Genomic DNA, 13,369 nt, shown 5'->3' with positions numbered 1-13,369 from the left:
GATCGAGGGGCTGTCGGTGAGCGACGGCCCTGAGGTCATCCTTCCTGAGGTACGCCGGGTGCAGCCGGGCGAAACCTTGCTGCTGTGCCGCTGCGGGCGTTCTCCCGCGCTTCCCGATTGTTCTCCTGCCTGTACCCACGGCCTGCAACTGCAGGTGGTGCGCGAACAGCATCTGCTGCTGTGCCGCTGTGGCCAGTCGCAGCGCCTGCCCTACTGTGACGGTAGCCACAACCCGCCAGCCAATGGGCTCAAGGCGCGGTGGCGGCGCTTCACCCAAGGTTCCTAGAACCTGCTTACGACCTCCTTGCTGTCGGCCATACGGCGTTAAAAGTGGCCTCAAAATGCTCATTTACACTGCGTAAACTGCGCTTTTTCGGCACTTTTGCCTTGTCTGGCGCTAATCCAGAAGATCGTAAGCAGGTTCTTAGTCCGCCTCGGCTTATGGCTAACTGCTCTAGTCAGGAAATGGACTATCTCTTTCTCCAGGACTCCAATGCAGAGTTGCGAACTGTGCCTCTCGGCACTGATGTGGCAAAATGCCATTATGGTTTTGGCAGGGTGAGCCCCAGGCTCCCGTATTCGTCGATGCACCGTGGAGAACTCGATGTACAAGTTGTGTTTCTATGTGCCGGAAAGCCACCTGGATGTGGTCAAGACGGCGATGTTCGCCGCCGGAGCAGGACGCATCGGTAACTATGACAGCTGCTGCTGGCAGACCCTGGGCACCGGGCAGTACCGCCCGCTCAACGGCAGCGAGCCGTTCCTCGGCCAGCTCGGGCGGATCGAGGAAGTGGCGGAGTGGAAGGTCGAGCTGGTGGTGGCCGACGAGCTGATCCACGACGTGGTCAAGGCCATGAAGAATACCCACCCCTACGAGACGCCGGCCTTCGACGTGTGGCGCCTGTCCGACCTGCGCTTCTGAGCCCCTAACCCCTACAGAAAAGCCCCGACCCGCCTATGGCGAGTCGGGGCTTTTGCTTTTTGCGGTGCGAACGGTGTGCTTAGACGGCGACGTTCAGGCGTACCGCGATATTGCCGCGGGTGGCGTTAGAGTACGGGCAGACCTGGTGGGCGGCGTCGACCAGGGCTTGCGCCACGTCCTGTTCCAGGCCCGGCAGGCTGATGTTCAGCTCCACTTCCAGGCCGAAGCCGCCGGGGATCTGGCCGATGCCGACCTTGCCGGTGATCGAGGCGTCGGCCGGGAAGGCCTGTTTCTTCTGGCTGGCGACGAACTTCAGGGCACCGATGAAGCAGGCCGAGTAGCCGGCGGCGAACAGCTGCTCCGGGTTGGTCGCTTCGCCGCCCTGGCCACCCAGTTCGCGCGGGGTGGTCAGCTTGACGTCGAGGAAGCCGTCGGAGGAGACGGCACGGCCGTCGCGGCCACCGGTGGCGGTTGCAGTGGCGGTGTAGAGCGCTTTGATGGTTTGCATGGTGGTATCTCCAGTTTGGTTTGCTGTCTAAAATCTTGCGCGCTAACTAAGTGCGTGAGGTGAACTCTAGGCGTGATTTATTTAGTGCGCAAGATAATTGTTGGAATTTATCGTTCTAATGATTTGTGCGCAAAGGAATAAGCAGGCGCAGCCTGGGCTGCAGGGCGAGGAATAGGGAAGAGTGGCGGGATGGCTGGCCGGATGATCGGCCAGCGCAGGGGGATCAGAGGGCCTGGCGCAGCTTCTCGCGCAGGGCCACTACTTCGGCCTTGAGGGCCAGCAGCTCGCTGCCTGGCTGGCCGACGGCCTCGGCGATGCAGGCGGGGAAGTGCGCGGCCTGTTCCTGCAGGGCGCGACCCCGTTCGGTCAGGCGCAGCTCCACCACGCGCTCGTCGGCGCTGCTGCGGGTGCGGGTGATCAGGCCTTCGCCTTCCAGGCGCTTGAGCAGCGGGGTCAGCGAACCGGGGTCGGTCAGCAGGCGTGCGCTGATATCGCCGACGGTGATGCCGTCGCCTTCCCACAGCACCAGCATGGCCAGGTACTGCGGATAGGTCAGGCCAATGGACTGCAGCAGAGGCTTGTAGGCCTTGGTCAGCAGCAGGGAGGTGGAGTACAGGGCAAAGCACAGCTGGTTATCCAGCTGCAGCGCTTCGCAGGATTTGGCCGTGCTCATGGGAATCTCCGGACAGGACGTCTGCACAATAATTTATCGCGCCAACTATCGTTCCGCAAACTGCTTTGCGGGTGACCGCTTGGTCATGTCGCGGCGTCTGTGTCTCTGCCGCAGCGGGGCAGAGGCTCTGGATCGCGGCTGGCCTCCATTCTGCATGGGTAGGGTGGCCGGCCTGGCTTAGGGCAGATCAATGCAGTTGAAGGAGTGGCAGGTGCAAGTGAAACGAGTCGATGCAATGCGCGAAGGCATGCACAAGCAGGCGCAGTCGGTGGGCAATCTGCTGGTGGAGGCATTCCACTACCTGGCCCTGTTCGGTATCGGCGGTATCACCGCCTGGGCCTCGGTTGTGGCCTTTCTCGGCATGCTGGAGAAGGGGCACATCACGGTGGATGACATCCTCCTGCTGTTCATCTACCTGGAGCTGGGCGCCATGGTCGGCATCTACTTCAAGACCAATCACATGCCGGTGCGCTTCCTTATCTATGTGGCGATCACCGCGCTGACCCGCCTGCTGATCTCCGACGTGTCGCACCATTACAAGCCGGACATGGGCGTGGTTTATGTCTCCGGCGCCATCCTGTTGCTGGCCCTGGCGATCCTGGTGGTGCGCTTCGCCTCGTCGCGCTTTCCCTCGGTGGCCAGCAGCCGGCCGGCAGAAGAGGGCGGCAGCGAGGAAAGCTGAGGGCCGGCAATATGTGGTGACAGTTTTGCCGCCCCAGCACGGTCGCCGGCTAGGGGATAAACGCTATCCATTGCAAGTGTTTCTCAATAAGATACGCGATCTGATTGCATCTGTGCCCTGACCAGGCCTTACCTCCGCAGAAGATCGAGTCGACCGTGAGCAAGAAATCATCCCTGTCGCGCTGGAGCATCGCCTCCCGCGTGCTGGCCGCCCTGATCGGCGGCTACGCACTGGCCTATGGCTTCACCGCCTTCTTTTCCGTCTACCTGCCGCTGGCCAAGGCCGACCGTGTGGTGTTCTCCAGCCTGGCCTGCTTCGCCGTGTGGACGGCGGCGGTGATCTACGTGTTCGCCGCGCGCAGCGCGACCCGTGCCTGGCTGTGGCTGGTCGGCCTGACCGCGCTGATGTGCCTGGCCGCCTTCCTGCCCTCTGAACTGGGGGTACGCCCATGAGCCTGCGTCAATCCATGGCCGGTCTGCACACCTGGGGTGGCCTGCTGCCGAGCTGGCTGCTCTACGTGATCATCTTCGCCGGCACCATTGCCTGCTTCGACAAGGAGCTGGAGCGCTGGATGCGTCCGGCGCTGCACCAGGCGAGCGAGTCCAGCATGACCGCCGACGACGTGCGGGCCTGGGTGCAACGCAACGTCAAGGACGAACTGCACGCCTTCTGGATGCACCCGCCGACCGAGCGTGAGCCTTACTGGCGCCTGGGCTGGGAAATCGACAAGACGGAGCAGATCCACAATGTCGCGTTCGACCCGGCCAGCCACCAGCCGATGCCGGAGACCCTCGGCGGCGGCTTCTTCTTCGAGCTGCACTACGCCCTGCATGCCGGCAACATCGGCATCTACATCGTTGGCCTGGCCGGCATGTTCATGCTGGTGGCGCTGGTCTCCGGGGTGATCATCCACCGGCGCATCTTCAAGGACTTCTTCACCCTGCGGCCGAATGCCAATGGCCAGCGCGCCTGGCTGGATGCGCACAACCTGTTCGGCGTGGTCGGCTTCCCCTTCCACCTGGTACTGGCCTACACCGGCCTGGCGATCTTCGTCTCCAACTACATGCCGGCCGGCGCCCAGGTCGCCTACCAGAGCAACATCGAGCATTTCTTCACCGACGTGATGGGCGCCTACATGCGCGAGGGCGTGCACAAGCCGGCGGCGCAGCAGGCTTCCCTGAACGAGCTGATCGAGCGTTCGCGCCAGCAGTGGGGCGGTAGCGACGTCGGCTGGGTCAGCGTGCATCACCCGGGCGACGAAGCCGGGGTGGTGGATGTGCGCCGCCGCGAGCAGTCGCGCATCGCCGCCCCCCAGGACACCCTGAGCTACGACGACGCCAGCGGCGTCCTGCTGCATGAGCAGAAGGTCTCCAGCGGCTACCAGGCCTACAGCTGGCTGACCGGCCTGCACATGGCGCAGTTCGGCGGCACCCTGGTGCGCCTGCTCTACCTGCTGCTGGGCTTTTCCGGCTGCGCCATGCTGGTGGGCGGCCTGCAGGTCTGGCTGAGCAAACGCGAGGCCCGCGGCGATGCCGGCATCGGCCTGGTGCGGGCGCTCAACGGCGGGGTGTTCGTCGGCCTGCCGCTGGCCAGCCTGGCCCTGCTGTGGGGCAACCGCCTGATTCCGGACAACCTCACCGAGCGCGCCAATGCCGAAGGCTGGGTGTTTGTCGGCAGCTGGCTGCTGGTGCTGCTGTGGTCGGCCCTGCGCCGCAACCAGCCGCGCAACCTGCTCCGCCAGCAACTGGCCCTGGGCGCGCTGCTGGCCCTGCTGCTGCCGCTGCTGAATGCCCTGAGCACTGCCCACGGCGGCCTGCCGTCCAGCCTGGCGCGTGGCGACTGGGCGCTGGCCGGTATCGATCTGTTCCTGCTGCTCGGTGGCCTGATCAGCGCCCTGTGCGCCTGGCGCCTGGCCCAGCCGCAGCAGGCCAAGGCCGTGCGTTCCTGTCGCCCCCTGGTCGAGGAGGCCGTCTGATGTTGCTGCTCGGCTTTGCGTTCAACTACCTGGCCATGACTGCCCTGTGCCTGGCCATGTCGCGTCACCACAAGGTGCTGCTCAGCGGGGCGCCAGCCCAGCGGCGGCAGCGTCTGCTGCGCGCGCTGGCGCCGCTCGGCATGCTCGCCGGCCTGCTGCTGTGCATCGGCGCCGAAGGCGGCGAGATCGGCAGCGTGCTGTGGCTGTGCCAGCTGATGCTGGCCGGCCTGCTGCTGGTGGCGTTGCTGGCCTGGCGCGAGCGCTGGGTGTTCCCCCTGGCCGGCCTGCTGCCGCTGGCCGGTGGCGTGGCGCTGCTGTTCTGATCAGCCGCGGCTGGCGCGCAGCAGGTTGGGCGCGCCGCCGAATGCCTGGCGGAAGCGGTTGCTGAAGTGACTGGCGCTGCTGAAGCCGCAGGCCAGGGCGATCTCGCCCAACGCCAGCTGGCTGTGCAGCAGCAGTTCGCGGGATCGCAACAGGCGCCGCTGCAGCACGTAGCGGTGCGGTGGCAGGCCGAAGCTGGCACGGAACATGCGCACGAAGTGGTATTCCGACAGGCTGGCCAGCTGCGCCAGCTCGCCCAGCGGCAGCGGCTCGCCGATGTGCTGCTCGATGTACTCGACCAGGCGCCGGCGCAGGTGCGGCGCCAATCCCCCCTTGATCTGCAGACCCTGGCGCAGGCCGACCTGGGTCAGCAGCACGTGGCTGAGCATCTCGTGGGCCAGGCTGCTGCCGAGCAGGCGTTCGCCTGGCTCGTCCCAGTTGAGGTTCACCAGCCGATGAAACTGGCCGGCCAGGGCCGCGTCCTCGAGAAAGGTGCTTTCGCGCAGCTGCAGCTCGCGCGGTTCGCGGTCGAGCAGGCTGACTGCGCTGGCGGCGAAGCGCTCCGGGCTGACATACAGGTGGGCCAGGCGAATCTCGCCGTTGATCACCCAGGACGAGTCGTGGCCGGCCGGCAGGATGCACAGCTTGTCCGGCGCGCCCTTGTGCGACGGCGCTTCGCGGCGGAAGGTGCCGGTGCCGCCGGTGAGGTAGCACGACAGCGTGTGATGGCTTGGCCCCTGGTAGTCGCGGGCGTCGTGATGGTTGCTCCACAGCGCCGCGCCCAGGCCGTCGCCCAGCTCGGCGACATGCTCCAGGCGAGCATGCGGCGAACTGCTGAGGGACTGGAAAACCTGGTGGCGTTCGAGGGTGGACATGGCGCACGGGCGATGGCGACGGATGGCTCATCCTACCCCGCAGGCGCGAGGCTGCCAGCACCGCCGGGCAAATAAGCGCAACTTTGTGCAAGCGCGGCGAGCCGGGGCGGGAGGACACTGGGCTGCCGCTGCTGGAGTGCTGCCATGAACCTGTCGCTGTACCTGCTCACCGTCCTGATCTGGGGCACCACCTGGATCGCCCTCAAGCTGCAGCTGGGCGAGGTGGCCATCCCCGTTTCGATTGCCTATCGCTTCGCCCTGGCGGCCAGCGTGCTGTTCGTCCTGCTTCTGCTCAGCCAGCGTCTGCAGCGTCTCGACCGGCGCGCCCAGCTGCTGTGCCTGGCCCAGGGCCTGTGCCTGTTCTGCCTCAACTTCCTGTGCTTCTACACCGCCAGCCAATGGATCCCCAGCGGCCTGGTGGCGGTGATCTTCTCCACCGCGACCCTGTGGAACGCACTCAATGCGCGGATCTTCATGGGCCGGCGGATCGCCGCCAACGTCCTGGCCGGTGGCGCCCTGGGGCTGCTCGGCCTGGCGCTGCTGTTCTGGCCCGAACTGGCGCACCACGAGGCCAGCCGCCAGACCCTGATCGGCCTCGGCCTGGCCCTGCTCGGTACCCTGTGTTTCTCCGCCGGCAACCTGCTGTCCAGCCTGCAGCAGCAGGCCGGGCTCAAGCCGCTGACCACCAATGCCTGGGGCATGCTGTATGGCGCACTGCTGCTGGGCGGCTACTGCCTGGTGAGTGGCGTGCCGTTCACCTTCGAAGCCAACAGCCGCTATATCGGCTCGCTGCTGTACCTGGCGATTCCCGGTTCGGTGATCGGCTTCACCGCCTACCTGACCCTGGTCGGGCGTATGGGCCCGGAGCGCGCAGCTTACTGCACCGTGCTGTTCCCGGTGGTGGCGCTGAACATCTCGGTGTTCGTCGAGGGCTACCAGTGGACGGCGCCGGCACTGTTCGGTCTGCTGCTGGTGATGCTCGGCAACGTGCTGGTGTTCCGCCAGCCGAAGCCGGCGGCACAGGCGTTGCCCGCGCGCTAGCCGGGGCGACGGCCGAGGAGCAGGGCCAGCGCAAGGCTGACCGGGTAGCTGAGGTAATGCAGGACGAACAGCAGCTGGCCCATGTGGCCGGGTTCGTCCTTCAGCCACATCAGGCCCCACAGGCCCAGGTAGAGCAGGCCGAGCCCGGCGCCGTAGAGCAGGGTCAGCACCCAGGCGGCGCCCGGTTCGGGGCGCCGGCCTTCGAGGCGGCGGTACAGCCAGCGCAGCCCCAGGGCGACCAGCACGGCCACCAGCAGGGTGGCCGGCACCCCGCCGATGCGCAGCAGGCCGCGCGCCAGCAGGTTGAGCAGGATCACTGCGAGGATCGCCCCCAGCGCATAGCGATGCAGGGCAAAGCGTCTGACGTCGGCCATGCGCTCAGTCCAGCTGGCAGTCGAGGCCGAAGCGCTTGCTCATCATCCGATCCATCAGCTTGCGCGGCAGCCAGCGCACCAGCAGCGGCAGGCTGCGGCTGCCATTGCCGATGCGCAGCAGGGCCGGACTCTCGGGGCGCTGCGCGGCGGCCAGAAGGATGGCGGCGAACTCGCTGGCCGGCGTCGGTTTTTCCTGGGAGGCGTTGGCGCGGGCGCGGATGCCTTCGCGCAGCGGCCACCAGGGCGACTGTTCGCTGATCAGCTGCTCGGCGCTCTGGCTGGCATTGGCGCCGAAGCTGGAGGCGATGGCTCCCGGCTGCACTTCCATCACCTGCACGCCGAACGGTGCCAGCTCCAGGCGCAGGGCGCCGGACAGCGCATGTACCGCCGCCTTGGAGGCGCAGTAGGCGCCGGCGAACGGGGTGATCAGCACGCTGGAAATACTGCCGATGTTCACCACCCGGCCGCGGCTGGCGCGCAGCAGTGGGAAGCAGGCGCGGGTCAGTTCGACCAGGCTGAACACGTTGGTTTCGAATTGCTGGCGCATCGCCGTGGCGCCGCCATCGAGCAGCGGGCCCATGGCGCCGTAGCCGGCATTGTTGATCAGCACGTCGAGGCGACCGGCCTCGTGACCCAGGCGTTCGACCAGGCGTTGCATGGCGGCGGCATCGTTGACGTCGAGTTCCGCCGCAGTGAAACCGGCCGCCTCCAGGGCGGCCAGGTCGGCGGCTTTGCGCGCGCAGGCCCAGACGTTGTAGCCGGCGTCGCGGAAGGCCTCGGCCAGGGCGCGGCCGATGCCGCTGGAACAGCCGGTGATAAGAACGACGGGTTGGCTCATGCAGCGCTCCTTGTAGTGTTGTTCGCGGGCGACGGTATGCCCGCATCCTACACAAGGCGCGCGGTACGCGTATGGCCTGGCAGGCCATACGCGTGACAGGGGCGTCAGCTCACGGGTACGTCGCGCACCTCGGTGCTGCGCCCATAGACGTCTTCCAGGCGCTCGATATCGTCCTCGCCCAGGTAACTGCCGGACTGCACCTCGATGATCTCCAGAGGAATCTTGCCGGGGTTGCTCAGGCGGTGCACCGAAGTCATCGGAATGTAGGTCGACTGATTCTCGGTGAGCAGGAAGACATTCTCGTCGCAGGTCACCTGGGCGGTGCCGGACACCACGATCCAGTGCTCGGCGCGGTGGTGGTGCATCTGCAGCGAGAGCTGGGCACCAGGCTTGACCGTGATGTGCTTGACCTGGAAGCGCCCGCCCATGTCCACCGAGTCGTAGCTGCCCCACGGGCGGTATACGGCGCAGTGGTTCTGGGTTTCCGTGCGGCCCTGGGCGTCCAGCAGGCCGACCATCTTCTTCACGTCCTGCACGTGATCCTTGTGCGCCACCATCATGGCGTCCTTGGTTTCCACCACCACTATGTCGTCCAGGCCGATCACCGAGACCAGCTTGCCGTTGCCGTGCACCAGGCAGTTGCGGCTGTTGTGCAGCACCACGTCGCCCTTGGTGACGTTGCCGTCGCAGTCCTTGGGATGCACATCCCAGATCGACGACCAGCTGCCGACATCGTTCCAGCCGGCGGTGAGCGGCACCACGCAGGCCCGCGCGGTCTTCTCCATCACCGCGTAGTCGATGGAGTTGTCCGGGCAGCAGGCGAAGGTGGCGGCGTCGATGCTGATCTGCCCGTCCTCGCGCTTGCTGCGCTCCAGGGCCAGCAGGCAGGTGTCGTAGATGTCCACGTCATGGTGCTTGAGCTCGTCGAGGTAGCGACTGGCGCGGAACAGGAACATGCCGCTGTTCCAGTAGTAGTCACCGGCCTGCACGTAGGCCGCGGCGCGCTCGGCGTCGGGTTTCTCGACGAACTGCGCGACGCGCTGGATGCCCGGCGGCAGGCGCGTGTCGCTGCTGGCGCGGATATAGCCGTAGCCGGTTTCCGGCTTCAGCGCCGGCACGCCGAACAGCACCATCTCGCCTTTTTCCGCCGCCACCGTGGCCAGGGCCAGGGCCTGCTGGAAGGCGTGCTGGTCGTCCAGCACATGGTCGGCGGGCAGTACCAGCATCAGCTCGTCACGCCCTTCGGCGAGCAGCTGCATGGCGGCGATGGCTACCGCCGGCGCGGTGTTGCGGCCGAAGGGTTCGAGCAGCAGCATCTGCGACTTGAGCTGCAGCTGCCCCAGCTGTTCCTGGACGATGAAGCGGTGTTCCTGGTTGGCTACCAGCACCGCCGGCTGCATGCCGTCGAAGTCCAGGCGCTGCAGGGTCTGCTGGAACAGGGTGTGCTCGCCGGTGAGGGCGAGGAACTGCTTGGGGTATTGCTTGCGCGAGAGCGGCCAGAGGCGCGAGCCGCTGCCGCCGGAAAGAATGATGGGAATCATGGGTGTATCTCCTGTAGGTCAGTCATCAGTTGTCGCTCCCCAATGCTCCGGATCGGCGGATGACCACGTCCCGCGTTCTGCGGCGCGGGTACGTGGGGCGTCACTCAGCTCTCGGCAGGGCGCTTGACCCACACCGGCGAGAGCTTGCCGGCGCTGCCGGTGATGTACAGGCAGACCACTTCGCCGCGCTCCAGTACCACCGGCTTGAGGTCGCTGACCTTCTTGTCGCCGTCGAACAGCGCCAGGCCGACCCGTACCGGGTTGATCTCGCGCTGGCCGCTGCTGTCCGGGCCTACCGCCTCGACCACCGGGGTCTTGCCGTCGGCGGTCTTCAGGGTCAGCTTGCTGTCGCTGAGGTTCTGCACGCGGATCAGCGCCTTCTGCTTGTTCTTGAACGGTTGTTCCTCGACCAGCCGGGGGGCATCGCCCGGCTGGCTGACCAGGGTGTAGTACTTGTCGGCATCCAGCTTCACCGGCAGGTTGCTGTTGCCGACCTGGGCGCTGTAGCTGCCGGCCGGGAGGAACTTGAAGTCGCTGGAACCGAGCGGGGCGATATCGTTGAGATCGGTGTTGCCGACATTCACGCTGAGCTCGGCATTACCGGCGTTGTAAGCACGCACGAAGGCCGAGCCCTTGGGGGCTTGCGGGCCATACAGCCCACCTTCGTCGGCCTGGGCGTGCAGGGCGCCGAGGCCCAGGGCCAGGGCGCAGGCGTAGGACGTCCAGCTGCGTTGGGTTGGTCTGTGCATGGGGTGTTCCTCCATCTTTGCTATCGGTGGCCGGGTGGCCGTTGTTCCGGGCGTATTGCCCAAAGCGTGGTCAGCGGCTGGCGGTATCGGCCAGGCGCGTATGTGTGGTGTTCTTCAGCTCGGCGATCCAGGCCGGATCGAAGTCGCTGAAGTCGTTGGCCATCGGCAGGTAGCGCTCGGGGAATTCCCAGATCACCACCTGCGGCCTGGCGTTCTTCAGTTCGTCGCTCTGCAGGTACTTGAGCATCGGCAGGATCGGCCCGTGGCCGTCCTCGGCGTGGTTGCTGAGGTCGCGTTGCAGGTGTTCACGCAGGGCGCCGGCGAAGTTCCAGCTGGGATTGGCGCTGTAGCTGGTGCCGACCAGGGTCACCGGCAGCGCGCTGTCGGCGAACAGCGCGGCATCGTCGACGGCGGCCGCGGCATTGGCCGGGCGGGTCTGGCGTGGCTGCAGGTTGTCGGGGGCCGGCAGCCACTGCTCGAACAGCGGGTCGAGCGGCAGGAAGCGGGTCAGGTCGCCGCGGTAGGCATGGCTGCGGTCATCTTCGGTGACGAAGTCCTGCGGCTCGCCCTGCAGCGTCACCGCGTGCTGCACCGCCGTACCCAGGCGCTGGGCGGCGAGGTCGGCGCCCAGCGGTGTCCAGTGCGTGTCGGTGCGCAGGAACACCTGGCCATGGCGCTTGCCGGCCTGCAGCGCAGCGAGCAGATCCGGGGCGATGATCCCGGCGCGCTGCGCCGCATCGCGGAACTGGGCGAACAGATCCTGGCGCATGCGGGTGATGCGGTGCGTGCCGACGTACTCCGGGTACAGTCGCGACTTGGCCGGGACTATGGCCAGCACCAGCTGGATATCCTGGCGGGCCAGCTCGTCGTGCACGCCACGGATGATCGCCAGGTTGTCGCGCAGATGCTGGGGGCCGTCGGCCACCGGCTTGAATTCCTCGTCGGAATACAGCCAGCCGTCCTGGCCGATCAGCACCCCGGGGCGGCCTTCGCCGAACAGGGCGAAATCCAGCGCGGCCCAGACATTGGTACCGAACTGTTTGAGCGGAAATTTATCGTCGTAGTGTTTCTCGAAGGCGTGGCTCAGCTTGCCGTTGAGCAGCGGCGTGTCGGCGGCCACCGAGAAGTCGCCGAAGCTGCGGCTCGAGCTGACCGCCAGGGCCAGCAGGCTGCCGGCGAAGGCGCCGATATACAGCAGGTTCGCGGTTCGGTTCATGGTCGAGGCACCTCAGAACTGGAAGTACAGGAAGGGCGAGAAGCTCTGCGCGGAGAGCTTCAGCACGGCGGCGGCGAACAGCAGGAGCAGCGCCATGCGACTGGCCAGCAGTGGCAGCAGGCTGGCCCGCACGGCGCCGTCGGCGCTATTGGCCAGCTCGACCGCTGCGCTGGCGCGGGCCTTGGGCGCGCCGCCCAGCGGCTCGGCAAAGAACTGGCGAATGCCGAACCAGGCCATCACCGCATAGGCCAGCAGCAGGGTGCAGATCTGCAGGCTGGTCAGCGGCGCGGCACCCAGCTCGGACAGGCGCCAGTCGCTGAAGCTGAACATGGCCGCGTACATGCGCCAGGCCACGTCGAGGTTCTCCGCGCGGAAGATCACCCAGCCGAGTACCACCAGCAGGAAGGTAAAGGCCCACTTCAGCGGATTGAGCGCCCGCGGCGCGGCGTTGACCCCCAGGGCCCGCTCGATGGCCAGCCACAGGCCGTGCCAGGCACCCCAGATCACGTAGGTGATGTTGGCGCCGTGCCACAGGCCGCCGAGCAGCATGGTCAGGAACAGGTTGCGGTAGGTGGCGAAGGTGCTGCCGCGGTTGCCGCCCAGGCTGATGTACAGGTAGTCGCGCAGCCAGGTGGACAGGCTGATGTGCCAGCGCCGCCAGAACTCGGTGATCGACTGGCTGATGTAGGGCTGGCGGAAGTTCTCCATGAAGCGAAAGCCCATCATCAGGCCCAGGCCGATGGCCATGTCGCTGTAGCCGGAGAAGTCGAAGTACAGCTGCGCGGTGTAGGCCAGCGCGCCGAGCCAGGCGTCGCCGGTAGTCGGGTTGGTCAGGGCGAAGCAGTGGTCGGCGATCGGCGCGATGCTGTCGGCGATGAACACCTTCTTGATGAAGCCCTGCATGAAGCGGGTGCAGCCTTCGGCGAACTTGTCCACCGTGTGGCTGCGGTGGTTGAACTGGTCGACCAGATCCTTGAAGCGCAGTACCGGGCCGGCAATCAGGTGCGGGAAGATCGCCACGAAGGCGGCGAAGTCGATCAGGTTGTGGGTGGCCGGGGTGTCGCCGCGGTACACGTCGATGATGTAGCTGATCGATTCGAAGATGTAGAACGAGATGCCGATGGGCAGCAGGATGTGGGTGACCACGAACGGCTGCATGCCGAACGAGCTGATGATCGTGTTGAGACTGTCGATGCCGAAGCCGGCGTACTTGAAGTAGCCGAGCACGCCGAGGTCGACCACCACGCCGAGGATCAGCCATTTCTGCGCGGCTTTCGTACGCACCCCGGCCGCACCGACGCGCAGGCCGATCCAGTAGTTGAAGACGGTCACCGCCGCGAACAGGGCGAGGAAGTCGATACGCCACCAGGCGTAGAACACGTAGCTGGCCACCAGCAGCAACAGGTTGCGGTAGCGGTTGCCGCACAGGTAGTACAGGCCGAGAAACACCGGCAGGAACAAGAACAGGAACACGTTGGACGAGAAAACCATCCGCGTTTCTCCATCGAAGAACTGTCAGGGCCAGTCGGCCCACCCATTCCTCCCCGGGTATTGCTGCAAGGTCGTGCGGCCCGCCCGCATCTGTTGTGCGGGTCGGGTTTGTCGGGTGTGAGGTTTCCCCTCACCCCGGCCCTCTCCCGAGGGGAGAGGGGGT

16 protein-coding genes are annotated in these 13,369 nt (G+C 66.2%); 7 read left to right on the top strand and 9 right to left on the bottom strand.

Annotated features, from left to right (window positions below; all coding sequences use genetic code 11):
• Window positions 1-16 precede the first annotated feature (16 nt).
• Window positions 17-286, top strand: a complete 270-nt coding sequence (locus A9179_RS17555; protein WP_187807504.1) for a CDGSH iron-sulfur domain-containing protein — start codon at window positions 17-19, stop codon at window positions 284-286.
• Window positions 287-604: 318 nt separating this feature from the next.
• Complete coding sequence (locus tag A9179_RS17550; protein ID WP_187807503.1) at window positions 605-922, top strand: YqfO family protein; 318 nt, start codon at window positions 605-607, stop codon at window positions 920-922.
• A 79-nt stretch (window positions 923-1,001) separates the two neighbouring features.
• On the opposite strand, the gene A9179_RS17545 is transcribed toward A9179_RS17550, so the two are convergent.
• Together A9179_RS17545 and A9179_RS17540 are read right to left on the bottom strand one after the other, a co-directional pair.
• The gene (locus A9179_RS17545) at window positions 1,002-1,430 is read right to left on the bottom strand and encodes an organic hydroperoxide resistance protein (RefSeq protein WP_187807502.1); all 429 of its coding nucleotides are present in this window, start codon (window positions 1,428-1,430) and stop codon (window positions 1,002-1,004) included.
• 223 nt (window positions 1,431-1,653) lie between these two features.
• Window positions 1,654-2,103: a MarR family winged helix-turn-helix transcriptional regulator gene (locus A9179_RS17540; protein WP_187807501.1), complete on the bottom strand. Its 450-nt coding sequence runs from the start codon at window positions 2,101-2,103 to the stop codon at window positions 1,654-1,656.
• A gap of 235 nt (window positions 2,104-2,338) precedes the next feature.
• On the opposite strand from A9179_RS17540, the gene A9179_RS17535 reads away from it, so the two are divergent.
• The 4 genes from A9179_RS17535 (at window position 2,339) to A9179_RS17520 (ending at window position 5,083) form a co-directional block, all read left to right on the top strand.
• Window positions 2,339-2,785 (top strand): phosphate-starvation-inducible protein PsiE, encoded by a 447-nt coding sequence (locus tag A9179_RS17535; protein ID WP_262410740.1) that lies wholly within the window; start codon window positions 2,339-2,341, stop codon window positions 2,783-2,785.
• A 155-nt stretch (window positions 2,786-2,940) separates the two neighbouring features.
• Entirely contained in the window at window positions 2,941-3,237 is a 297-nt protein-coding gene (locus A9179_RS17530) for a DUF3649 domain-containing protein (RefSeq protein ID WP_187807499.1), read from the top strand.
• Window positions 3,234-4,760 carry a PepSY-associated TM helix domain-containing protein gene (locus A9179_RS17525; protein WP_187807498.1) on the top strand — a complete coding sequence of 509 codons (1,527 nt, stop codon included), beginning with the start codon at window positions 3,234-3,236 and terminating at the stop codon, window positions 4,758-4,760. The genes A9179_RS17530 and A9179_RS17525 overlap by 4 nt, the downstream gene beginning before the upstream one ends.
• A gap of 2 nt (window positions 4,761-4,762) precedes the next feature.
• Window positions 4,763-5,083 (top strand): DUF3325 domain-containing protein, encoded by a 321-nt coding sequence (locus A9179_RS17520; RefSeq protein WP_394354769.1) that lies wholly within the window; start codon window positions 4,763-4,765, stop codon window positions 5,081-5,083.
• Here the strand turns inward: A9179_RS17520 and A9179_RS17515 are convergent, their stop codons facing one another.
• Complete coding sequence (locus tag A9179_RS17515; RefSeq protein ID WP_187807496.1) at window positions 5,084-5,956, bottom strand: helix-turn-helix domain-containing protein; 873 nt, start codon at window positions 5,954-5,956, stop codon at window positions 5,084-5,086.
• Between the two features lie 144 nt (window positions 5,957-6,100).
• Between A9179_RS17515 and A9179_RS17510 the strand changes: the two genes are divergently transcribed.
• Window positions 6,101-6,997 carry a DMT family transporter gene (locus A9179_RS17510; protein WP_187807495.1) on the top strand — a complete coding sequence of 299 codons (897 nt, stop codon included), beginning with the start codon at window positions 6,101-6,103 and terminating at the stop codon, window positions 6,995-6,997.
• Here A9179_RS17510 and A9179_RS17505 read toward each other — a convergent pair.
• From A9179_RS17505 to A9179_RS17480, 6 genes are all read right to left on the bottom strand, one after another.
• Window positions 6,994-7,371 carry a hypothetical protein gene (locus A9179_RS17505; protein ID WP_187807494.1) on the bottom strand — a complete coding sequence of 126 codons (378 nt, stop codon included), beginning with the start codon at window positions 7,369-7,371 and terminating at the stop codon, window positions 6,994-6,996. The two genes, A9179_RS17510 and A9179_RS17505, sit on opposite strands and share 4 nt — an antisense overlap.
• A 4-nt stretch (window positions 7,372-7,375) precedes the next feature.
• On the bottom strand, window positions 7,376-8,209 hold the full coding sequence (locus A9179_RS17500; RefSeq protein WP_187807493.1) for an SDR family oxidoreductase: 834 nt from the start codon (window positions 8,207-8,209) through the stop codon (window positions 7,376-7,378).
• Between the two features lie 104 nt (window positions 8,210-8,313).
• Entirely contained in the window at window positions 8,314-9,750 is a 1,437-nt protein-coding gene (locus A9179_RS17495) for a mannose-1-phosphate guanylyltransferase/mannose-6-phosphate isomerase (protein WP_187807492.1), read from the bottom strand.
• A gap of 104 nt (window positions 9,751-9,854) precedes the next feature.
• Window positions 9,855-10,499 carry an alginate O-acetyltransferase AlgF gene (locus A9179_RS17490; protein ID WP_187807491.1) on the bottom strand — a complete coding sequence of 215 codons (645 nt, stop codon included), beginning with the start codon at window positions 10,497-10,499 and terminating at the stop codon, window positions 9,855-9,857.
• Between the two features lie 70 nt (window positions 10,500-10,569).
• Window positions 10,570-11,715 (bottom strand): alginate O-acetyltransferase, encoded by a 1,146-nt coding sequence (locus A9179_RS17485; protein WP_187807490.1) that lies wholly within the window; start codon window positions 11,713-11,715, stop codon window positions 10,570-10,572.
• Window positions 11,716-11,727: 12 nt separating this feature from the next.
• Window positions 11,728-13,206, bottom strand: a complete 1,479-nt coding sequence (locus A9179_RS17480) for an MBOAT family O-acyltransferase (RefSeq protein WP_187807489.1) — start codon at window positions 13,204-13,206, stop codon at window positions 11,728-11,730.
• Window positions 13,207-13,369 lie beyond the last annotated feature (163 nt).

Source organism: Pseudomonas alcaligenes (assembly GCF_014490745.1).
Taxonomy (GTDB): domain Bacteria; phylum Pseudomonadota; class Gammaproteobacteria; order Pseudomonadales; family Pseudomonadaceae; genus Aquipseudomonas; species Aquipseudomonas alcaligenes_C.
This window is presented reverse-complemented; position numbering and strand designations above follow the sequence as displayed.